Source organism: Christiangramia sp. LLG6405-1 (assembly GCF_045055805.1).
In the GTDB taxonomy this organism is placed as follows: Bacteria; Bacteroidota; Bacteroidia; order Flavobacteriales; family Flavobacteriaceae; genus Christiangramia.
This window is the reverse complement of record NZ_CP159330.1, coordinates 1,950,955-1,972,627: the sequence shown is the minus strand read 5'-3', so window position 1 is coordinate 1,972,627 and position 21,673 is coordinate 1,950,955. Positions and strand designations below refer to the sequence as shown.

Sequence of the window (21,673 nt, the reverse complement as noted above, 5' to 3'; positions counted from 1 at the left end):
AACCGAAGTTTATGGACTATGCTAATTATTTTTTCTTAAGTGTCTGCTAGGAAGTTTCAGAGTTTATTTTTTGATTTTTCAATGCTTGCTGTAAAGCTTCAAAAAAGACCTGAAAATGTTCTTTCTGAATATTTAATGGTGGAAGGATTCGGAGTAGTTTTTTATTAGATGAAGCCCCGGTAAATACCTGGAAGTCAAATAGTAATTCCTTCCGAAGTGCAGCGATTTCAAAGTCAAACTCCAGTCCTATCATCAAACCACGACCTTTTATCTTTTTTATTTCTGAAATCTTAGCTGCTTCCTCCCGGATATATTCTGAAACTTCAGCAGCATTATGCATCAGGTTTTCGTTTTTGATAGTATCCAAAACTGAAATCGCCGCAGCACAGGCAAGATGATTTCCGCCGAAAGTCGTACCCAGCATTCCGTAGCGAGGAGGAATATTACGGTCGATCAAAATTCCTCCGACAGGGAAGCCATTCCCCATCCCTTTGGCCATACTAATAATATCTGGCCTGATCCCATGCTTCTGAAAAGCAAAGAATTCACCGGTTCTACCAAAACCAGACTGTACCTCATCTGCGATTAGCATGACATTATACTCTTTACAAATATCAGCCGCGGCCTTGTAGAAACCGGAGTCTGCTTCATCCAGTCCACCAACACCCTGGATCACTTCAAAAATGACTGCTGCAACATCGCCTTTCTTGAATTCAGTTTCTAATGCTGCTATATTATTAAAAGCCAATCGGGTAGCCTTATGACCTTTGTTAAATGGTGCTTTGATGGTTTCATTATCTGTAATCGCCACTACGCCAGAAGTTCTACCGTGAAAAGCATTCTCGAAGTATATGATCCTGTCCTTGCCCGTATGGAAAGAGGCAACTTTTAGTGCATTTTCATTAGCTTCAGCTCCAGAGCTACATAAGAACAGTGCATAATCCCTGATTCCAGAAATTTCTTCCAGTTTACCAGCAAGTTCATTTTGCAGGGGATTTTTAATAGAATTGGAATAAAACCCAAGTTTTGCCACCTGAGTTTGTATGGCTTGTACATAATTTGGATGCGCATGACCAATCGAGATGACCGCGTGACCTCCGTAAAGATCCAGGTATTTCCTGCCGCTTTCATCATAAACATAGCAACCATCACCCTTTACCGGGGTGATATCGTATAATGGGTAAACATCAAATAACTCCATAATTACTGGTCTGATATTGTATTAATCTTTCTAAAAGAGGCTTGTATTCCTTTAATGAGCGAGGAACTCAGGCCGTTATGCTCCATCTCGTTAAGACCCTCTATAGTGCAACCTCTTGGAGTGGTTACCTTATCGATCTCTTCCTCCGGGTGTTTACCGGATTCTATCAAAAGACTGGCGGCTCCCAGGCAGGTTTGCATAGAGAGCTCCTGCGCGTCCTTCGCATCAAACCCAAGTTGTACAGCTCCCTGGGTGGTTGCACGTATTAAACGCAGCCAGAAGGCAACCCCACTCGCACAAATAACCGTTGCTGCTTGCATTTTGTTCTCAGGAATGATAATACTTGTTCCCAGTCTGTTAAAAATAGCTTCAGCGATCTTTATCCTTTTTTCTCCTGCTTCATTGCTACACAAACAGGTCATGGATTTCCCAACAGCGATCGCCGTATTGGGCATTGACCTGATAATGTAATGATCCTGACCAATGATCGCTTCGATTCTGGGTATCTTAAAACCGGTAACTGTTGAGATCAAAACATGCTTATCTGTAAGTTCGTCTTTGATCTCCTCAAGAATGCGTTCAAACTGCGTGGGCTGCACGGCAAAGATCAGAATGTCAGAATTTTTTGCTGCTTTCAGGTTATCTGAAGTTACATGAACCTTTGCATATTCTTCCAATTCCTGGATATCTTCGATCTTTCTTTTACTGAGGTAAAGCGTGGTAAACGCATTACTGAAGATAAGGCCCTTCGCTATGGAAACACCCAGATTCCCAGCACCTATAATAGCTATTTTCATATCGCTTTAATTATCAATCGTTCTTTTGTAATAGATAAAATCATCCAATTCTGAAATTTTAGAAATAACTTGCTTTTAGATTCAAACCTGTTTTCTCATCAAAGCCAAACATTAGATTCATGTTTTGAACAGCCTGTCCTGAAGCACCTTTCAGTAAATTATCGATCACACTTGTAATCAATAATTTATCATCAAATTTTTGCAACCTCAACAGGCACTTATTAGAATTCACGACTTGTTTTAAGTGCAATTCCTCTTCAGTGATGAAAGTAAACGCAGCATTTTTATAGAATTCGGAATACATCATTTTTGCCTCTTCCAGCTCACCTTCAAATTTTGTGTATGCCGTTGCATGAATACCTCTTGAAAAATTTCCTCTATTCGGAATAAAATTAATGGCGGCACTATGATTTTCCTGCAGCTGCTTTAGACTCTGCCCGATTTCCTGTAAATGTTGATGCTCAAAACTTTTATATGCTGAAAAGTTATTGTCTCTCCAGGTAAAATGTGTTGTTTTAGAAAGCGAAGTACCAGCACCCGTCGCACCCGTTACAGCGTTCACATGCACGTCTTCCAGCAATAAACCTGCCTGCGCCAATGGAAGAATTGCCAGGCTAATCGCAGTAGCAAAACATCCCGGGTTCGCAATAAAACTCGCAGACAGGATCTTATCTTTATTTATTTCCGGAAGTCCATAAACAAAAGCGTGATCATTCGATTTCATTCTGAAATCTGTGCTTAGATCTACGATCTTCGTTCTTTCTGAAAACTCATTTTCTGAAAGAAACTTTTTGGAATTTCCATGTCCAAGACAAAGAAAAACTACGTCTGCTTCCTTATTGATCTGGTTAGTGAACTTAAGTTCAGTCTCTCCAATAAGATCCTGATGAATACTGTAAACAGGCTTGCCGGGTTGAGAAGTACTGTAGACAAAATTCAGGTTTATTTCAGGATGGTATAATAAAATCCTGATCAATTCTCCCGCAGTATAACCTGCTCCTCCAATAATTCCAGCCTCTATCATGAATCCTGATTTACGTGTTGGTATATCTTTCCTGAGTTAGAAAGGATCTTAATAAATCCTTTGGCATCTTCGGCTGTCCAGGCTTTGTTCTCTTCACCATAATTCCCAAAGCTGCTGTTCATAAGATCATTCGGCGAGCTAATCCCATCCAGCGTAAAATGGTAAGGTTTCATGCTTACAATAACGTCACCGGAGACCTTGGATTGAGAACTCTGTAACTGGGCTTCGAAATCCCTCATTACAGGATCCAGGTATAATCCTTCATGCAGATGCATCCCATACCAGTTCGAGGTATAATCTTTATGTTGTAATTGCCATTTGCTTAGCGTATGCTTCTCTAGAAGATGATGCGCCTTAATAGTGATAAGTGCTGCAGCTGCTTCAAAACCTACCCTGCCTTTAATTCCTATGATCGTATCACCTACATGAATGTCTCTTCCAATTGCATATTTTGAGGCGATACCTTCGAGGATTTCTATATTCTGCACAGGTTTGTTTTCATTTCCATCAATCGCGGTGAGCTCACCATGTGTAAATGATAACTTAATTTGCTTTGGTTGCTTTTCCTGCAATTGAGAAGGGAAAGCCTCTTCCGGCAATGCTTTTTCTGAAGTTAGAGTTTCTGCTCCTCCAACACTGGTTCCCCAAAGGCCTTTATTAACCGAATACTTTGCTTTATCCCAGTTCATCTCGACCCCTTTACTTTTAAGGTATTCAATCTCTTCCTGTCTGCTTAGTTGTTTGTCTCTTATAGGAGTTATAATCTGTATTTCTGGAGCAATGATCTGGAAGATCATATCAAATCGAACCTGGTCGTTACCTGCACCGGTACTACCATGGGCGATATATCCAGCACCTGCTTTTTTTGCGTAATTCACAATTTCCATCGCCTGGACGATCCTCTCTGCACTTACAGATAAAGGATAGGTATCATTCTTAAGTACATTTCCAAAAATGAGATATTTCACCACTTTTTCATAAAAGGAGTTGACCGCATCGATATTTTTGTAGCTACTCGCTCCTATTTTTTTAGCATTTTCACCGATATTTTTTATCTCTTCTTCTGAAAATCCTCCGGTATTCACACTTACGGCATGAACTTCAAAACCTTCTTCTTCAGATAAATATTTTGCACAATATGAGGTATCCAATCCTCCGCTGTATGCTATAACTACTTTTTTCATTTCTATTTCAATCTTGCTACGTCAAGCTAAATTTATTTCAGCTTCTCTTAAGATCCTGAAACAAGTTCAGGATGACGGCTTATTATTAATTTAATTTCTACCTGCCACAAATGCACTAATGTTTTTTGCTCGCCTCTTTCGAAGGAGGAAAATATCTTTCAAAGTAGGACAGGCTGGTCAACTTTATTTTTCAGCCTTTTCCTTCTTATAGAAAAGAGTTTGCTTGATATGCTTTAATCGCTGAAATGCCTTTTCGTTGAATTTACTTTTAGGCTTCTCGACCATCTTAGGATTTTTCTTCTTCTCGGGATCATACATCATTCCTGTACACAAACACATCTTATGATCTGTTCGGGTAAGTACATCGTAATTCTTACAGGTCTGGCATCCTTTCCAGAATGTCTCATCATCGGTAAGTTCAGAAAAGGTGACCGGTTGATAGCCCAGATCATAATTGATCTTCATGACTGCTAAACCTGTGGTGATCCCGAATATTTTAGCTTCCGGATATTTCTTACGGGAATGATCAAAAATGACATTTTTGATATCTTTCGCCAGTCCCTGATTTCTAAAATCGGGATGGACAATGAGTCCGGAATTAGCCACATACTTGTCGTGACTCCAGGTTTCTATATAACAGAAACCGGCAAACTTTTCCTCTTCGAGAGCGATCACAGCGTTTCCTTTCTCCATCTTATTGATGATATATTCAGGAGTTCTGCGCGCAATACCGGTACCCCGAACCTTTGCCGATTCTTCGATAGTATTACAAATGATCTCAGCATAGGAAGCGTGAGATTTATTAGCAATGAGAATTTTCATCTGCTAAAAGATTTATGTTGGAAATTATATTTTGATCTGGGTTTTCGAGAGCGGAACCGGACTCACCTAAGTTCCATAGATATATAGACGCACTTACGTGCGACGGGGAAAACGGCGGCGCATAGGGGATATATCAGAGAATGATCTGATATTTAATTTGTATTCTATGCCGTTTATGTAGTTCAAAATTGAGATGTAAGATAATAGTAATAAAAAGTCGTTTCGGGGTGCTGCCTAGAAGCGGCGGCGGGGCCTGAAATTGAAACGGACTAATATTATCTTATTGATCGAAATCATATTACAAATGTATATAAATTTTTAAGGTACAGGCAGTTCTAGATCAAAAATTGAAATAAATTTGGATTATTATTCAAATATTCCCCATAAAAATTCTTCTTTTTCATTCTCTCTACCAGGGGTTCAAAGTCCGCTGGATCCTTCAGCTCAATACCCACAACCGCTGGCCCGTTCGACCTGTTATGCTTTTTAGAATATTCAAAATGAGTAATATCATCATTTGGTCCAAGGACTTTCGCTACAAATTCCTTTAAGGCCCCTGCCCTTTGAGGGAAAACGATTACGAAATAATGTTTTAATCCGGAATATAGTAATGCACGTTCCTTGATCTCGGCCATCCGGATGATATCGTTGTTACTACCACTAACGATACATACTACATTCTTACCCTTGATCTTTTCAGCATACAGATCCAGAGCTGAAATCGCCATGGCTCCGGCTGGTTCCACCACCATAGCATCCTGGTTATAGAGATCAAGGATGGTCTGGCAGATCTTTCCTTCCGGCACTGTGATCATTTCATCCAGATTTTCCTTACAAATAGCAAAATTTCGCGTTCCAACTTTCTGGACAGAGGCGCCATCTACAAATCGTTCTATATGATCCAGTTCGACTACTTTACCTTCTTTCAGAGAGGTCTTCATCGATGGTGCACCCTGAGGTTCGATGCCAATAATCTTAGTTTTGGGCGAAAGCTCCTTGAACATAGAAGAAATTCCTGCCAGGAGTCCGCCACCGCCAAGCGGCGCAAAAACATAATCTATAGGTTCATTTGCTTGCTCAAGGATCTCCAGGGCTATGGTCGCCTGACCTTCAATAACTTTTTCATCATCGAAAGGATGAATGAAAATAAGTCCTTTTTCAGCCATATGTGCCAACGCACTCTTATAGGAATCGTCATAGGTATCACCCTTCAGCACTACTTCCACCCACTCACCGCCAAACATCTCAGTTTGCTCCACCTTTTGTTGTGGCGTGGTGCCAGGCATATAGATTACTCCTTTAACTTTGAGCTTATTGCATGCAAAAGCAACACCCTGAGCATGATTCCCCGCACTGGCGCAGATCACTCCTTTTTCGAGCTGTTCCTGTGGTAAACTGGAAATCTTATTATAGGCTCCTCGAATTTTGTAAGATCTAACCTGTTGCAAATCCTCACGCTTCAGCATTACCTTTGCATCAAAGCGCTTGCTATAGGTAAAAGATTCAGCTAAAGGAGTTTTCAGAACCACCTTAGAGATCCTTTCCGAAGCCTCTTTAACCGCTTCGAGACTAGGTTTGTAAATCGTATCTTTTTCCAGCAGAGTTTCCATTAAGCGTATATTTTCTTCATTGCAGTCATCGCAGATCGTAAAGTTGCGCCTACTTTCTCTACGGGATGTTCTTTGATCTCTTCATTTACTTTTGATAATTTCTCATTATCCACACCTATGTCTTCTGAAGCAAATTTTCTTCCGGCAACTTCAGGTTCCAGAGAATTCACATAGTCCTTGATCAATGGTTTGGCTGCGTGATCGAACAAATAGCATCCATATTCCGCGGTATCTGAAATTACGCGGTTCATCTCGTAAAGTTTTTTCCTGGCGATGGTATTCGCGATCAACGGAGTTTCATGCAAGGATTCATAATAAGCCGATTCTTCAATAATTCCCGCATCTACCATAGTTTCAAAGGCTAATTCTACACCCGACTTTACGAAAGCAACCAGCAAGACTCCCTTATCAAAATATTCCTGTTCTGAGATCTCTTCAGAAGTTGCTTCTGTCTTTTCGAAAGCAGTATTTTCGGTTTCAGCTCTCCAGGTATGTAACTCGGTATCGTCATTGGCCCAGTCTTTCATCATTCGGCTACTGAACTCACCTGAAATGATATCATCCATATGCTTCTGAAATAACGGACGCATTTTTTCCTTTAGCTCTTCTGAAATTTCATAGGCTCTCATCTTTGCAGGATTTGAAAGCCGGTCCATCATCTGTGTGATTCCGCCGTGCTTCAAAGCTTCCGTAATCGTTTCCCAACCATACTGAATTAGTTTTGCTGCATAGTTCTTATCCAGACCTTCAGAAACCATTTTGTCAAAAGTTAGAATGGATCCGGTTTGTAAAACACCACACAGGATGGTTTGTTCACCCATAAGATCAGATTTTACTTCAGCAACAAAAGAAGATTCCAGTACTCCGGCGCGATGACCTCCTGTGGCATAAGCATAGGCTTTCGCCCATTCCAGACCAATTCCTTTCGGATCGTTTTCCGGATGAATGGCGATTAAAGTTGGAACTCCAAACCCACGTTTGTATTCTTCACGAACTTCAGAACCTGGACATTTTGGAGCGACCATAATCACGGTAACATCCTCCCGAATCTTCATTCCTTCTTCCACGATATTAAAGCCGTGAGAATAGGATAAAACGGCTCCTTGCTTCAAGTGCGGCTGGATGGCCTTTACAACCGAGGTATGCTGCTTGTCTGGAGTAAGGTTAATCACCAGGTCTGCATCCGGGATCAACTCTTCGTAAGTTCCAACAGTGAAATCATTTTCTGAAGCATTTTTCCAGGATTGACGTTTTTCCCTGATCGCGCTTTCTCTTAACGCATATGAAATATCCAGACCGCTGTCACGCATATTAAGTCCCTGATTGAGACCCTGCGCACCGCAGCCCACAATGACTATTTTCTTATCTTTTAAAGCATCTGCTTCGTTACTGAATTCATCCAGTTCCATAAATCTACAGGTACCTAATTGATCGAGTTTTTCAGCTTTGGAAAGGCTGTTAAAATAGTTGGTCATGATAATGAGTTTGTGGTATTAAATTTTTCTAGTATTCCTGATATCGGCATTTCGTTCTTGGTGACCGCGATGGTTCCAGATCTTACGAATTGCATGAGTCCGTAGGGTTTTAGTTTTTCATAAAGCTGATCGACCTCATTGCGTTTTCCGGTCTTTTCTATCACAAAAAACTGCCTGGTTACGGTCACAATTCGCGCATTAGTCTCTTTAATAAAATCCTGAATATTATGGTCATCCAGAAAATCTTCAGATTTGATTTTATACAAAGCTGTTTCCTGGTAAATCGTTTCAGTATCGGTATGATAAAAAGCCTTGATCACCTCGATCTGCTTTTCGATCTGTCCTACGATCTTCTTGATCTGTTCTTCGGAAACCTTTACAATAATAATAAAACGCATCACTTCAGTCACCTCACTGGGGGAAGCCGTAATACTTTCAATATTGATATGTCTTTTCAAAAAGATTGCGGCAATCCTGGAAAGTAGACCAAGATTATTTTCGGTATAAATCGAAACTGTATAGTTCTGTTTTTCCATTACTCTAATAATATTTCTGAAACTGATGCTCCGGTTGGGATCATTGGGAACACATTTTCTTCCTGTTCAACTTTTACTTCAAGGAAATAGGCTTCATCGCTTTGCATCATTTCTTTTACTGCCGACTCAAGCTGACTCCTTTCGGTCACCTGGTTTGCTTTAATATGATAACCTTTGGCGATCGTTATAAAATCTGGATTCACCATGGTTGTGGAAGCATAACGTCTATCAAAGAACATTTGCTGCCATTGTCTTACCATGCCCAGGAAACCGTTATTTAAAAGCACGATCTTGACTGGAACTTTGGTCTGGAAAATGGTTCCTAATTCCTGAATGGTCATCTGGTAACCGCCATCACCTATCACCGCCACGACATCTCTTTCTGGTTTTGCCATTTTTGCGCCAATGGCTGCTGGTAAAGCAAATCCCATTGTTCCTAATCCCCCGGAAGTCACATTACTTCTTGACTGATTGAATTTCGCATAACGGCAGGCTGCCATTTGGTGCTGACCAACATCTGAAACAATGATCGCATCTCCTTTAGATTGGATATTTACTTCCTGAATGACCTCAGCCATTCCGAGATCTTTCTTGTTAACATCTAGATTTCCCTGAATCACTTTCTCATATTCGGTTTTGTACATATCCTTAAACTTCTGGTGCCATTCCTTATGAGAATATGGCTCCAGTAATTCAAGCAATGCCTTCAGACTTTCTTTTACATCCCCCAGAACCGGGTAATCTGCATGTACATTTTTATTAATTTCAGCCCGGTCGATCTCAAAGTGAATGATCTTCGCCTGTTTTGCATATTTTTCAAGATTTCCAGTAACCCGGTCATCAAACCTCATCCCAATTGCAATTAAAACATCGCATTCATTGGTTAGCATATTTGGTGCGTAGTTTCCATGCATTCCCACCATTCCCACGTTCAATGGGTGATCTGTTGGTAATGCCGAAAGTCCCAGAATGGTCCATGCAGCAGGAATTCCAGATTTTTCTACAACCTGTTTGAATAGATCTTCAGCTCCTCCCAGAATCACTCCCTGTCCCCAAACGATCATTGGTTTTTTAGCATTATTGATCACTTCTGCAGCGCGTTGTACTTCCAGAAGATTTAATTCCGGGATCGCCTGGTAACTTCTTATTCCAGAACATTTTTTATAACTGAATTCCAACGACGCAAACTGCGCATCCTTGGTAATATCGATTAGTACCGGTCCTGGTCTTCCCGACCTCGCGATATAAAAAGCCTTCGCCATTACTTCCGGAATCTCTGCAGCATTGGTGATCTGGTAGTTCCATTTAGTTACCGGCGTGGAAATACCAACAATATCGGTTTCCTGGAAAGCATCTGAACCCAGAAGATGAGACCCAACCTGGCCAGTGATACAAACCATTGGTGTAGAATCTATTTGCGCATCTGCAATCCCGGTTACAAGATTGGTAGCTCCAGGACCAGAAGTTGCCACAGCGACCCCTACTTTACCGGAAACTCTGGCATAACCCTGGGCAGCATGCGTTGCTCCCTGTTCGTGCCTGGTGAGCACATGATGAATTTCTTTCTGATATTTATACAGTTCATCATATACAGGCATGATCGCCCCTCCTGGATACCCGTAAATTGTATCCACACCTTCTTCGAGCAAACATTTGATCACAGCCTCTGCTCCTGATACGGTCAGGCTTTTTTTCGTGCTTTGCTTTTCGAAACTAGCTGTTTTAACCTCCATATTTCACCTAATTAAAATTCATCTGTCACGCATCCTTCTGATGCTGATGCTACTGTTTTTGCGTATTTATATAGCACGCCTCCTTTTGCCTTGAAAGCGGGTGCTTTCCATACTGCTCTTCTTTTACTTATTTCTTCATCACTCAAATGAGCTTCGATCTTATTTGTTTCGGCATTAATACTTATTTCATCGCCATCCTTCAGCAATCCAATAAGTCCGCCCTGTTGTGCTTCCGGAGTGATATGTCCCACTACGAATCCATGAGTTCCTCCAGAAAATCTACCATCGGTTATCAAAGCCACATCCTTACCCAGACCAGCTCCCATAATTGCTGAAGTAGGTTTTAGCATTTCCGGCATTCCAGGACCACCTTTAGGACCTTCATATCTAATGACGACTACATCACCTTTTTTCACCTTTCCAGATGAAATACCTTCATTGGCATCATATTCACCATTGAAAACTTTGGCTTTACCGTGAAATTTCAAACCTTCTTTACCTGTTATTTTTGCTACGGAACCTTCCTGAGCGAGATTCCCGTACAGTATTCTAATATGCCCGGTTGCTTTGATAGGTTTCTCCACCGGGTGTATCACATCCTGATCAAATGGCATAGGTTCTACCTCTTCAAGATTTTCTGATATAGTTTTGCCGGTAACCGTCATGCAATCGCCGTGAAGCAGACCTTTCTCCAGCATGTATTTCATGACGGCCGGGATCCCACCAATCCGGTGAATATCTTCCATTAGATATTTCCCACTAGGCTTGAGGTCTGCCAGAAACGGAGTTTCTTCACAAATTCTTTCAAAATCCTTTAATCCGAAATTGATTTCCGCAGCTTTAGCGATCGCCAGAAAATGCAGCACAGCATTGGTAGAACCACCTAGTACGGTCAATAATCTAATGGCATTCTCCAGAGATTTGGCAGATACGATATCTTTAGGTTTGAGATCTTTTTCAAGTAGCAGTTGCATAGCTTCTCCAGCTTTCACACTTTCCTGGACCTTTTCAGGACCGGTTGCGGGATTAGAGCTGTTAAAAGGCAGACTCATTCCCAGAGCTTCAATTGCTGAAGCCATAGTATTTGCAGTATACATACCACCACATGCTCCGGCACCAGGACAGGCTTTTTCGATGACCTGCTGATACTCCTCTTCCTGCATTTCCCCGGAAACCTTGGAGCCCCAGGCTTCAAAAGCCGAAACCACATCCAGTTTTTTACCATTATGACAACCCGAAGAGATCGTTCCTCCATACACTAATACCGAAGGTCGGTTCAATCTTAGCATTGCCATGAGCGCACCTGGCATATTCTTATCACAGCCAACTACAGTTACAAGTCCGTCATAAGACATTCCGCTAACCACCGTTTCCATAGAATCTGCTATTAGATCCCGTGAAGGAAGAGAAAAACGCATTCCTGGAGTTCCCATGGAAATTCCATCACTTACTCCAATCGTATTAAAAATAAGTCCATTTATCCCTGCTTGCTGAGTCCCTTTTTTAACCTCTTTTGCAAGGTCATTAAGATGCATGTTACAGGGATTACCTTCATACCCGGTACTTCCTATCCCTACGAATGGTTTTTTTAGATCTTCCCTACTCAATCCAATGGCGTGAAGCATGGCCTGGGAAGCTGGTTGAGAATCACTTTGCGTTATGGTACTGCTATATTTGGTGTTCATTAATTTTCAATTCTGTTCTGTAAGAATTAAAAATACTGGGAATCGAACACCTTTGGTCGTAATATTAAAGGAGTGAATGAACGCTAATTGAAGAACTAATTAAATATACAACTGAATATCAGCAACTTAAATAGCTTTTATTTACGATCTCTGGAACTATTTCTGGGCAGAAATTAATCTTATCGGAATAAAAAAAGCCACCAGAAATGGTGGCTTCGTGAGCTTATGATAAATTTGATTGTCGGAATTTTTTAGAACAAAATTTCCAACACCGCCACAACGAATTTTTCAACAATACTAATCATGGTTTAAAACTAGTAAAAAGTTCTAAAACCTCCTCACTTTCAGTTGAATATTCTATTTTTTTCTTCGTAAAGAATATAGATCTTTTCTCCTGTCTTTCATATTTCGAACACTTCCGAAGTTGTGCAACTCTTTTAAAAGATCCAGATCGACATCTACCAGTAAAGTACTTTCAGTATTTGGAGTAGCTTCCGCTTTGATTCCGTTTACAGGAAAAGCAAAATCTGAAGGGGTTAATACAGCACTTTGAGCGTACTGAATATCCATATTATCAACCTTCGGCAAATTTCCAACAGAACCAGCGATGGCAACATAACATTCATTTTCTACCGCACGTGCCTGAGCACAAATCTTGACCCGAGAATATCCATTCTGGGTATCGGTCATAAATGGTACAAATAATATGTTCATTCCTTCCTCGGCCAGTAATCTTGAAACTTCAGGAAATTCTACATCATAGCAAATTAGTACTCCAATTTTCCCGCAATCTGTATCAAAGGTTTCCAGCCTGTTACCGCCCTTCATTCCCCAGGCAGTTTCTTCTGCAGGAGTGATATGCAGTTTTTCATAACGTTCATAGCTTCCATCCCTTCTGCAAAGATATCCTACGTTGTACATATGCTCACCTTCCGGCATTGGCATACTTCCGGTAATGATATTAATGTTGTAGTTGATCGCGAACTCCCGAAAGGTTTCCAGTAATTTTTCGGTATAGTCTGATAACGCACGAATGGCTTCCGGCTCAGAAAGATGATTGAACTGAGCCATTAAAGGCGCATTGAAGAGCTCTGGAAAAAGTATGAAATCACTCTGATAATTACTTACTGCATCCACAAAGAACTCGATCTGGGAAACCAGCGCTTCATAATCTTTGAACAAACGCATCTGCCATTGCACAAGCCCAAGTCGAACCACTGTTTTGGTAGTATTTACCAGCTTTTGAGGTTTAGAATAATAGATATTATTCCATTCCATCAAAGTTGCAAATTCCTTGGATTCATGATCTCCGGAAAGATATCCCTTGATCACTTTCTTTACGTGAAAGTCATTACTTAACTGAAATGAGAGTACAGGATCATGAATTTCCTGCAATTTTACTTTCTCAATATAGCGCTTCGGAGTTAACTCATCTGCATACTTTGCATAATACGGAATTCTACCTCCAAAAACGATCGCTTTCAGATTTAAATGCTCACATAATTCCTTTCGAGCTTCATACAGTCTTCGACCCAACCGCATTCCGCGGAATTCCGGGTGAATAAATACATCGATTCCGTAGAGAACATTACCGTTTTTGGTATGCGTGGAAAAGTTTTCTCCCCCAATGATCTCTTCATAGGTATGATTATCATCAAACTTGTCATAATCTACTGTAATAGAGAGGGCACATCCTGCAATTCGATTGTCTATAATAATGCATAACTGGCCTTCAGGAAATTTACTGATCAAAGTTTTGATCTCAGCCTTGCTCCAGTATTCATCTGGCATAGCCTGGTAGCTTTTGACCATGGAAATCTTCAATTCCTCGTAATCCTTAACCTGTAAATTCCGAAGTTCTATTTTTGCTGAATCTATCACGAATATCTAATTTGAAAGTACGAAGATACTGCAGTTCGCGAATTATGTAATGGCGCAAAGCTGCTTTTGATATAAAGTATTCTTAAATTTTTAGATCTTGAAATATCCTTCTTTAATGGCAACCATAACCAGGCCTACTCTACTCTTAACCCGTAACTTACTAAAGAGACTCTCCCGATAATTTTCTACAGTTTTAGGACTAAGATTCATTTCTGAAGCGATCGCTTTATAGGTAAGCTCACTACAGGCATAACCTAAAAATTCCTGTTCCCTGCCGGTAAGTACTTCATATTTCTCAGCTTTTCCTTCATTTCTATAAGCTTCAGAAATCAGCTGATTTGTATAATAACCAGTATCAACGATCCTGTTTAAAGCAAGTTCAAATTCATCTGGATCTATATCCTTCAGAAGATATCCGCGAGCACCGAGTTTCAACATTTTGATGATCGTTTCATCTTCCTGATCTACAGTCAGGGCAAGAACTTTAAGATCTGGCTGATGTTGTTTCAACCAGGTCATTGTCTGCAAACCGTCCATTACCGGCATTCTCATATCCAGCAGTAAAACATCTGGAAGTTCCAGACCATTCTCCACATGGTCTATAAGCTCCTGCCCGTTCTTAAAATAATCAAGCACCTGGAAACCGTCGAAGGAATTCACTAGAACCCGCAATGAACTTGCGAACAGCTTATGATCATCTACTATGCTTATATTTTTAGACATTGCTGGTTATTTGAATAGGATAGTTTAATTTCAGAGAGGTTCCTTCTCCAACTTTACTCTGAATATCAATTTTAGCATTGATTAGCTTGGCCCTGCTATACATATTGATTATTCCGGAACCTTTTTCTACTTCAGAATCATCGAAACCTTTCCCGTTATCCTTTGCATGAATCTGCAGTGAATCTTCCAGATAGTTTAAATGTACCTGAAGTGAAGATGCCTCGGCGTACTTGATGACATTATTAAAAAACTCCTGCATGATCCGGAATATAATGATCTCACTTTCAGGTTTAATTTCCCTGGCTTCCCCAGTAATTTCCAATTCTGCCTGAAGGATGTCCATACGATTATAACGCTCCAGCTCGTCGCGAACAGACTTGTGCAACCCGGTTGTATGAATTACTTCGTTATTGAGAGTCCTGGAAAGTGAACGAACTTCATTTAAAGAATTAGCCACCAGGTCTTTGATCTCTGTAACCGCTGGAGCGGCATCCTCTTTAGATCTTTTTAAAAGTATGTTCAACTGGATACTGGCTACAGATAGTAACTGACCAATATTGTCATGGAGTTCCCAGCTTACATTCTTCAATGTAGCTTCCTGTATCTCGATCTTCGTATTATTGAGTTCAATTAAAAATTGTTGTTCTGCCTCAAATTTCTCCTGCAGGATCTTATTCTTCCGCTTTTGATAAGTAATCACAAAAAAGACGGTGAATACGGTGAGTAGTACGATCACCAGTATAAAATAGAGAATTAGAATGATCTCTTCTTTCCGAAGCATTTCTATTGGATTTTAAACACTGGTAAACCTAATTTAGCTATTAGCTTTATACATTATTTCTAAGCTAAGGTATCAGTTTTTCTTCCATTTTTCAAAGTTACAAGAAAACCCATGATGAAGATTCCGTATAAATAAATATTCCCGTACCTGAGAATACGCGCATAAAATTGTACAAATTCCATATTACCTTCATTGAAATATCCTCCATAAATATTGATGGGTGCAATGCATAATTCGTAAAGGATAAGCGCTACAGCGATATAAAAAATTACATCTGACTTAAATTGAAGAATTTCATCTGTACGAAGCATTTGAATGAGGTAAGCCATAATACAGGCTACAAGAAAGAATGTTCCAAATATGATAACCGTATAGTCATATTGATACAAATAGTTACCAAAACTTGCGAAGCAGATAATACTGTAGATGACAAAGACCCATTTCAGCTTACCCAGTATTTTCCTTAAACTTTGACTTTCAGGATGGTTTAACTGTAAAATAAATAACTGCCCCAGCACAAAATACTTTATGACATAGAAATTATTATAATACCAGAAATTACGTGCAAAAGCAGTGTCTTTTAAAAATGGTGCCGACTGGTAATTATCATAATAAGCCCATATTGGGTACATTCCCAGCAGGTCGTAGAAAAAATTGAACCATAGGAATCCAACAAAAAGTTTTACGCCAGTTCTTAAATTCCGGGATTTTATGAGGTGTAATGTTCCAGCACAAGCCGCAAGGAATTCCATAAGATATCCTATGTACAGCTTGTTTTCAATAATGAATTTTATCACAGAAAATCCTAGCCTTTATATGGTAAAGGAGGCCACATACCTCCTACAGTATTCATTGGTTCAATTTCGCCATTTTCGAGGTAGTCTCTTCCAGAACCATCTTCCTCTTCAGCTTTCATTTTACGCGTTGCAGAGAAAAACACGGTATTAAGACTAGGTTTATCGCCCTCAGCCTGATAAGCACCAAGCCAGACATTGATTCCTGGCCTTTCAGCTTTATTCTGCTGAGATTGTTCACGAACGTAATTGATATATTCCTGAAGTTCTTCCAGATCAAAATGGAACTCACAGGTATCTTTATGTTCTTTTCCATTTGTAGTAACTATAGACCTGGTATCACGCCATTCTTTTTGGAGCTGTTTAGCTTTCTGAACAGTAATGCACTTATTTGGTGGATTCACGATTATAAGGGTTTGATTATCTGCCTCTAAAATATAATTTCTAATAATAAAATTGAGCTTATCTGCAAGAAAGGGGAAAATTCCCCTACTCTACAGCCACAACTGTATCTATATTTGTAGAGTCATTTTAGTTTATCTAAAATGTTTTGGGGACAAAAAAAGTGTCAATCATAGTTTAGTTGTAGTTCTGAGTAGGGTCTTTTCTATAGCATTAATAAACTTAGTTGGCACTTTTTGCTATTTAAAGAAATCCTTATCTTCTATGAAATTGTACAACTTCACCGGGCATTTTTTGAGAGAGTACCTGTATCCCAAATTCTGATAGTTGTAAAACCCTTGGATAACCTCCCGTAGTTTGACAGTCCCTCATAAGCACAATCAGTTTCCCTGATGGAGTAAGTTGAACGCTTCCTGGCATGACCGGGGAAGTATGAATGCCTTTGAGGTCATTATTTATCGATTCTTCAAATTGTACAGCCATCCGGTTGCTATCACCACTCACCTTAAATTTCTTCTGAAAAATAAGTTTTTGTAAAGATTCTGGTAGTTTTCCAAATTCTGGCCCTTCATAAGTTTCGATCATTTCTGAATTAAGGTAATCTGTATTTACATGAATGGCTGAATGAGGATTTTTGCGAATAGCTTCTGAAGTTTGATAATGTAAAAGCTGGTTCTTCTGAAGTCTATGATTTCCTGTAACAGCTTCGAACCAACTTCGACTTCCCAGAATTTCTGGAGATTGAAAACCATTTTTAATCGCGAGGTAGGACCTGAATCCAGATTTCCTTTTTCCGAAGGAAAGAATATCTCCAGCCTCAACTTGATAAGCAGTATTTAAATCGATCTCTAAATCGTTAATCTTCGGACTAAGATTTGCTCCTCCAATACAAATATTTGTAGCTGCATTAAATTCAAGAACAGGCCCAACAAATGTTATTTCCAGCACCGCATCATTTTCCGAATTCCCGAGAATAAGGTTGCAAATTTTGAAGGCATATCTATCCATAATTCCGCTCTCAGGAACACCATATTTTCTCGATCCAAATCTTCCGAAATCCTGAATCGTGGAGAATAGTCCTGGCTGCTTAACAACTAATTCACCCATTGGATTTGATAATTTCGAATTCATATTTTCCTTGCTGCACCTTTTTTTGAATTTGGATATATTCCAAATTACTTACTGGATAAAATCGCACGAAATCTCCAGCAATAAATGGACTGGGAATTTCGCTTTTCGAATTGAAAAGATCCAGAGGTGTTCGACCAATAATTTGCCATCCACCCGGACTCTCTTGCGGATAAATTCCAGTTTGATCTTCTGCGATTCCCACGCTACCTTTTTGAACAATTTTTCGCGGAGTGGTTTTTCGCGGAGTTGCAATTTTTTTATTCAACCCACCCAGGTATAAAAAGCCAGGCAAAAACCCGGTAAAATACACCAGGTATTCTGAAGTGGAATGAAGGGAGATCACTTCGTCTTTTTTCATGCTTTTTAAAGCAGCTACATCGTCCAGATCTGGAGCATACTCTGGTTCATAACAGACAGGAATTTTGAAAATTCGCTTATTAAGATTTTTTGATATATTCGTAGTTCTTAGAGCCTTGGAAACTACATTTAACTCACTATAGACATCTCTTATAGTTGAAGGGTAACTAATTAATATCGAGTTGTATGTATTAGTTATTTCAACCTCTTGTTCAAGGTATATCTTTGATAGCGTAGCTTTTGCGTCCAGTATAGTTTGAAGTGTTTTTTCTGAAATTTCATGAGGGAATTCTATCAGAATTCCGCGATCTCCCAATTTCGATACACTTTTCCACTTGATCATTTTCAGGATTTAATGTAGATGTTTTCCGCAGCTAATTTATGTTGTAAATACTGTAGAATTTCCACCGCTAAAGGAGTATCAGAATGCACGCAAAATGTGTCTGCCTGGGCCTCTAAAAATTCGCCGTTTTGCAATAGGATCTTGTTCTCTTTATAGATACTTCTTACGTGTTGAAAAACCGCTTCCCTATCTTGGATGATCGCATGCGTTTTTGATCGAGGAACCAGACCATAATTTTTCTCATAATTTCGATCTGCAAAAGCTTCATAATAGAGTTCAAATCTCCCTAAAGCTAGTTCTCCCAGTTGGGAATTTAGAGGCACAAACAACCTCAAATCATCTCCAAGATCTTCAAGACTCCTCACTACAATCTCGGAAATATTCCTATATTTTGCGGCATCATTATAGAGAGCACCATGCAGTTTTACATGACTCAGTTTCCCACCTTCAGATTCCACTATTTGCTTCAAACTTAGCACCTGTCCTTCAATTGAAAGTTTCAATTCTTCAGCAGTCATTTCCATATGATTTCTTCCGAAGTTTGCCCGGTCTGGATAGGATGGATGCGCTCCAATTTCTACGTTATTTTCAAGAGCCAGACGAACAGTTCTATGCATGGTTTCCAGGTTCCCAGCATGTCCTCCACAAGCAATATTACAAGCAGAAATAAGTGGCATTAACTTCTCGTCGAACTCTCCTCCTTCTCCAAGATCACAATTTATATGAATGGTTTTTTTGATCATAAATTCTGTATTACTTTATAAATTGATTTCACGCCAAGGAATATGGCCAGGGCAATTACCAAGATACCAATTATGTTTTGAAAGGCTGAATTTCTGAATTTACCCAGAATTGATTCCTGATTGACGATCCATAAAAGAAATATCGCAATGACAGGAAGCACAATTCCATTAGCTATCTGCGCAAACTGAATGATCTCGACCGGTTTAATTCCCAGGGAGCTGAAAAACACACCAAGAATGATTATGCTCATCCACACAGCTTTAAACCGCCAGTCGGACATTCCCGCCTGCCATCCAAGACAACCTTTCACAACATATGCTGCCGCCAAAGGGGCTGTTATGGACGAGGTGATCCCGGCTGCCAGTAATCCAACTGCCAGAAAAGCAGTGGCCATATTTCCAAATAATGGCTCAAGACCTACTGCCAGACCGGCTACATCATCAATAGAGCTTAATCCGGAAGATGCTGCGCATATTAGGATCGCCATGGAAACCATGCCACCCAGAATGATCGAAAATACTAGTTCTCTCTGTACAGTTTTAAGATGTTTAACGCCGGTCCATTTCTCACCAACCAAAGATGCGTGTAGAAACAAATTATAAGGTACCACGGTAGTTCCCACCAATGCGATGATCGTTAGAATCTCATCACTTATGGATGTCGGCATAAAGCCTTGAAAAACGCCGGACCAAGATGGTTGAGTAAGAAAAGCTGTGATAATAAACGCCAGGCTCATTAGAACCACCAATCCTATAAACACTTTTTCCAGTTTCTTATAGCTCCCTAAATAAAGTAGTAGAAATGCAGAACCTCCAATGATAAAGCTCCAAAGATTGATAGCATTTCCCGAAATTGATATTTCCTCAATAGGCATGATACTCTGTACACCCATGACCGCACCAGATATATTCCCAGCTTCGTAAGCGGCATTCCCAATTACAATTGCAGAGAAAATTAGAATTAGAGCTAATACTCGGAAAACCGGAGATGTTATGGATTGCCGTATGGAATCACTTAGACCTTTACCAGTTACCAGACCAAGCCTGGCAGACATTTCCTGTAATACGATACAGGCAATTATTGAAACCATCAAAGCCCATAGCAGACTATAACCAAATTCCACACCTGCGAGACTACATACGGTAACGGTTCCAGGACCAATAAATGCAGCAGAAACAAGGATTCCAGGACCTAGATTTCTGAAGAAGTTTTTCATTTTACGGGTTGCTTTCCAGATTCCTGTAAAGCATAAATCGCAAAAGTCCCCAGCCAGTGACCACCTTCATAACCGTCACCGGAAACGTTTGGAAAGGAATAGGCCACATGCTCATTGGCAAGAGCTCTTAAATGACCGAATTTTTCAGGGTATTGATTAGCAAGACCAGAGAAAATCCAGGCTCTGCTGAAGTTTAGACCATCGAGATGAACCAGTTTACCATCAGATCTATCTGATACTTCACCAACTTCCATCTCAAAATCTTCATTCTTCAATTGCGGCATGAAATCTTCTATCCAAAGGTTGAAAGCACTTTTTGGAAGTACTCTTCTCATGATGTCCACTTCTGCCAGACATGGAGAAATAAAGTCGTATCCACTTGGTTCCCAGCTTACCGGGCAATTGTCGTCTTTCAGGAAGAAATTCTGTGCACTTTTCTTGACCACTTCCATTAATTCCTGGTTCTCTGTAGCTTCTGCATAATCATAGGCAAAAGTGAGTCCGAATGCGGTATTGGTATGTTCTCCTACTCTTACCGGGTAATTTAACTTCGGAAGGAATTCAATGAATCGCATAGTTATTAGATCTGTAAGTGGTTGAAGATTTGCAGCAAGTTCCTGTCCAAGAGGATCTTCCCAGGACTTTAGCTCCTGTGACAACTTCAGCAACCATGCCCAGCCATAAGTACGTTCATATGCTGTACTTTCTTTACGATTGAAGTATGCAACCTCTCCTTCAATATTGTCTGAAGAGAGAGAGGTTTTCAATTTTTCACGAATCTCTTCATTCTTCTCTAGATCCGGGAATTGCTTCAACAAACTCACCAATGACCAATGCGCATGAACAGACGAATGCCAGTCGAAGCAACCGTAAAAGGCTGGATGCAAAGCTTTGGGTTCGTCCATCGCCTCTGCATTTTCGAGAGTTTGTCCCAATTTATTAGGGTATTCTGTATTTAAACAACTTAATGGTAATTCCGCAAGATTATTAGCTTCAGTAAGATTTAATGTTACTTTATCGGTGGTTTTGAGTGCATCTGGCAGGATACTCTCAGTTATTAAACTGTCAGTATCTCCAGGATTTTCAACAGGGTCTTCTGAATTCCCTTTACAGGATAAAATAAGCAAACATACGGAGGCTAAAAGAAGTTGTTTCATTGGTTGTAATTGCGTCTCTTTCGGTGAATTTCGAAATTTACAGATTGATTTAGTAGGTTTTATCCAAAAATATAAAA

20 protein-coding genes are annotated in these 21,673 nt (G+C 40.0%); all 20 read right to left on the bottom strand.

Annotated elements, in window-relative coordinates; all coding sequences use genetic code 11:
- Window positions 1-46: 46 nt before the first annotated feature.
- On the bottom strand, window positions 47-1,201 hold the full coding sequence (locus tag ABVM50_RS09150; protein ID WP_405198283.1) for an aspartate aminotransferase family protein: 1,155 nt from the start codon (window positions 1,199-1,201) through the stop codon (window positions 47-49).
- Window positions 1,202-1,203: 2 nt separating this feature from the next.
- Complete coding sequence (proC, locus tag ABVM50_RS09145; protein ID WP_405198282.1) at window positions 1,204-1,998, bottom strand: pyrroline-5-carboxylate reductase; 795 nt, start codon at window positions 1,996-1,998, stop codon at window positions 1,204-1,206.
- A gap of 58 nt (window positions 1,999-2,056) precedes the next feature.
- Window positions 2,057-3,022, bottom strand: coding sequence for an N-acetyl-gamma-glutamyl-phosphate reductase (argC, locus tag ABVM50_RS09140; protein ID WP_405198281.1), 966 nt, complete (start codon window positions 3,020-3,022; stop codon window positions 2,057-2,059).
- A complete protein-coding gene (locus ABVM50_RS09135) occupies window positions 3,019-4,206 on the bottom strand; it encodes an argininosuccinate synthase (protein WP_405198280.1) in 1,188 nt (395 codons plus the stop codon). Before ABVM50_RS09135 ends, argC begins: the two co-directional genes overlap by 4 nt.
- A 183-nt stretch (window positions 4,207-4,389) precedes the next feature.
- Entirely contained in the window at window positions 4,390-5,028 is a 639-nt protein-coding gene (locus ABVM50_RS09130) for a GNAT family N-acetyltransferase (RefSeq protein ID WP_405198279.1), read from the bottom strand.
- A 335-nt stretch (window positions 5,029-5,363) separates the two neighbouring features.
- The gene (ilvA, locus tag ABVM50_RS09125; protein ID WP_405198278.1) at window positions 5,364-6,638 is read right to left on the bottom strand and encodes a threonine ammonia-lyase IlvA; all 1,275 of its coding nucleotides are present in this window, start codon (window positions 6,636-6,638) and stop codon (window positions 5,364-5,366) included.
- Window positions 6,638-8,113 (bottom strand): ketol-acid reductoisomerase, encoded by a 1,476-nt coding sequence (gene ilvC, locus ABVM50_RS09120; RefSeq protein WP_405198277.1) that lies wholly within the window; start codon window positions 8,111-8,113, stop codon window positions 6,638-6,640. The genes ilvA and ilvC overlap by 1 nt, the downstream gene beginning before the upstream one ends.
- Window positions 8,110-8,649 (bottom strand): acetolactate synthase small subunit, encoded by a 540-nt coding sequence (ilvN, locus tag ABVM50_RS09115; RefSeq protein WP_322302364.1) that lies wholly within the window; start codon window positions 8,647-8,649, stop codon window positions 8,110-8,112. Before ilvN ends, ilvC begins: the two co-directional genes overlap by 4 nt.
- On the bottom strand, window positions 8,649-10,382 hold the full coding sequence (gene ilvB, locus ABVM50_RS09110; protein ID WP_405198276.1) for a biosynthetic-type acetolactate synthase large subunit: 1,734 nt from the start codon (window positions 10,380-10,382) through the stop codon (window positions 8,649-8,651). The genes ilvN and ilvB overlap by 1 nt, the downstream gene beginning before the upstream one ends.
- 11 nt (window positions 10,383-10,393) lie before the next feature.
- Window positions 10,394-12,067 carry a dihydroxy-acid dehydratase gene (gene ilvD / locus ABVM50_RS09105; protein WP_405198275.1) on the bottom strand — a complete coding sequence of 558 codons (1,674 nt, stop codon included), beginning with the start codon at window positions 12,065-12,067 and terminating at the stop codon, window positions 10,394-10,396.
- A gap of 357 nt (window positions 12,068-12,424) precedes the next feature.
- A complete protein-coding gene (locus tag ABVM50_RS09100; RefSeq protein ID WP_405198274.1) occupies window positions 12,425-13,948 on the bottom strand; it encodes a GNAT family N-acetyltransferase in 1,524 nt (507 codons plus the stop codon).
- Window positions 13,949-14,038: 90 nt separating this feature from the next.
- Window positions 14,039-14,671 carry a response regulator gene (locus tag ABVM50_RS09095; RefSeq protein ID WP_405198273.1) on the bottom strand — a complete coding sequence of 211 codons (633 nt, stop codon included), beginning with the start codon at window positions 14,669-14,671 and terminating at the stop codon, window positions 14,039-14,041.
- Window positions 14,664-15,452, bottom strand: coding sequence for a sensor histidine kinase (locus ABVM50_RS09090; RefSeq protein ID WP_405198272.1), 789 nt, complete (start codon window positions 15,450-15,452; stop codon window positions 14,664-14,666). Before ABVM50_RS09090 ends, ABVM50_RS09095 begins: the two co-directional genes overlap by 8 nt.
- A gap of 59 nt (window positions 15,453-15,511) precedes the next feature.
- Complete coding sequence (locus tag ABVM50_RS09085) at window positions 15,512-16,249, bottom strand: hypothetical protein (RefSeq protein ID WP_405198271.1); 738 nt, start codon at window positions 16,247-16,249, stop codon at window positions 15,512-15,514.
- Window positions 16,250-16,257: 8 nt separating this feature from the next.
- Entirely contained in the window at window positions 16,258-16,650 is a 393-nt protein-coding gene (locus tag ABVM50_RS09080) for a hypothetical protein (RefSeq protein WP_405198270.1), read from the bottom strand.
- A gap of 253 nt (window positions 16,651-16,903) precedes the next feature.
- Window positions 16,904-17,779, bottom strand: a complete 876-nt coding sequence (locus ABVM50_RS09075; protein ID WP_405198269.1) for a biotin-dependent carboxyltransferase family protein — start codon at window positions 17,777-17,779, stop codon at window positions 16,904-16,906.
- Complete coding sequence (pxpB, locus tag ABVM50_RS09070; RefSeq protein WP_405198268.1) at window positions 17,748-18,479, bottom strand: 5-oxoprolinase subunit PxpB; 732 nt, start codon at window positions 18,477-18,479, stop codon at window positions 17,748-17,750. The genes ABVM50_RS09075 and pxpB overlap by 32 nt, the downstream gene beginning before the upstream one ends.
- A 2-nt stretch (window positions 18,480-18,481) precedes the next feature.
- A complete protein-coding gene (gene pxpA / locus ABVM50_RS09065; protein WP_405198267.1) occupies window positions 18,482-19,222 on the bottom strand; it encodes a 5-oxoprolinase subunit PxpA in 741 nt (246 codons plus the stop codon).
- Window positions 19,219-20,439: an Nramp family divalent metal transporter gene (locus tag ABVM50_RS09060; RefSeq protein WP_405198266.1), complete on the bottom strand. Its 1,221-nt coding sequence runs from the start codon at window positions 20,437-20,439 to the stop codon at window positions 19,219-19,221. Before ABVM50_RS09060 ends, pxpA begins: the two co-directional genes overlap by 4 nt.
- A complete protein-coding gene (locus tag ABVM50_RS09055) occupies window positions 20,436-21,596 on the bottom strand; it encodes a DUF2891 domain-containing protein (protein WP_405198265.1) in 1,161 nt (386 codons plus the stop codon). The genes ABVM50_RS09060 and ABVM50_RS09055 overlap by 4 nt, the downstream gene beginning before the upstream one ends.
- Between the last annotated feature and the right edge of the window lie 77 nt (window positions 21,597-21,673).

Bases quoted from the DNA above. Each gene is read 5' to 3' on its own strand.
- ABVM50_RS09150 (WP_405198283.1), bottom strand. From the start codon at position 1,201: ATGGAGTTATTTGATGTTTACCCATTATACGATATCACCCCGGTAAAG.
- proC (WP_405198282.1), bottom strand. From the start codon at position 1,998: ATGAAAATAGCTATTATAGGTGCTGGGAATCTGGGTGTTTCCATAGCG.
- argC (WP_405198281.1), bottom strand. From the start codon at position 3,022: ATGATAGAGGCTGGAATTATTGGAGGAGCAGGTTATACTGCGGGAGAA.
- ABVM50_RS09135 (WP_405198280.1), bottom strand. From the start codon at position 4,206: ATGAAAAAAGTAGTTATAGCATACAGCGGAGGATTGGATACCTCATAT.
- ABVM50_RS09130 (WP_405198279.1), bottom strand. From the start codon at position 5,028: ATGAAAATTCTCATTGCTAATAAATCTCACGCTTCCTATGCTGAGATC.
- ilvA (WP_405198278.1), bottom strand. From the start codon at position 6,638: ATGGAAACTCTGCTGGAAAAAGATACGATTTACAAACCTAGTCTCGAA.
- ilvC (WP_405198277.1), bottom strand. From the start codon at position 8,113: ATGACCAACTATTTTAACAGCCTTTCCAAAGCTGAAAAACTCGATCAA.
- ilvN (WP_322302364.1), bottom strand. From the start codon at position 8,649: ATGGAAAAACAGAACTATACAGTTTCGATTTATACCGAAAATAATCTT.
- ilvB (WP_405198276.1), bottom strand. From the start codon at position 10,382: ATGGAGGTTAAAACAGCTAGTTTCGAAAAGCAAAGCACGAAAAAAAGC.
- ilvD (WP_405198275.1), bottom strand. From the start codon at position 12,067: ATGAACACCAAATATAGCAGTACCATAACGCAAAGTGATTCTCAACCA.
- ABVM50_RS09095 (WP_405198273.1), bottom strand. From the start codon at position 14,671: ATGTCTAAAAATATAAGCATAGTAGATGATCATAAGCTGTTCGCAAGT.
- ABVM50_RS09090 (WP_405198272.1), bottom strand. From the start codon at position 15,452: ATGCTTCGGAAAGAAGAGATCATTCTAATTCTCTATTTTATACTGGTG.
- ABVM50_RS09075 (WP_405198269.1), bottom strand. From the start codon at position 17,779: ATGAATTCGAAATTATCAAATCCAATGGGTGAATTAGTTGTTAAGCAG.
- pxpB (WP_405198268.1), bottom strand. From the start codon at position 18,479: ATGATCAAGTGGAAAAGTGTATCGAAATTGGGAGATCGCGGAATTCTG.
- pxpA (WP_405198267.1), bottom strand. From the start codon at position 19,222: ATGATCAAAAAAACCATTCATATAAATTGTGATCTTGGAGAAGGAGGA.
- ABVM50_RS09060 (WP_405198266.1), bottom strand. From the start codon at position 20,439: ATGAAAAACTTCTTCAGAAATCTAGGTCCTGGAATCCTTGTTTCTGCT.
- ABVM50_RS09055 (WP_405198265.1), bottom strand. From the start codon at position 21,596: ATGAAACAACTTCTTTTAGCCTCCGTATGTTTGCTTATTTTATCCTGT.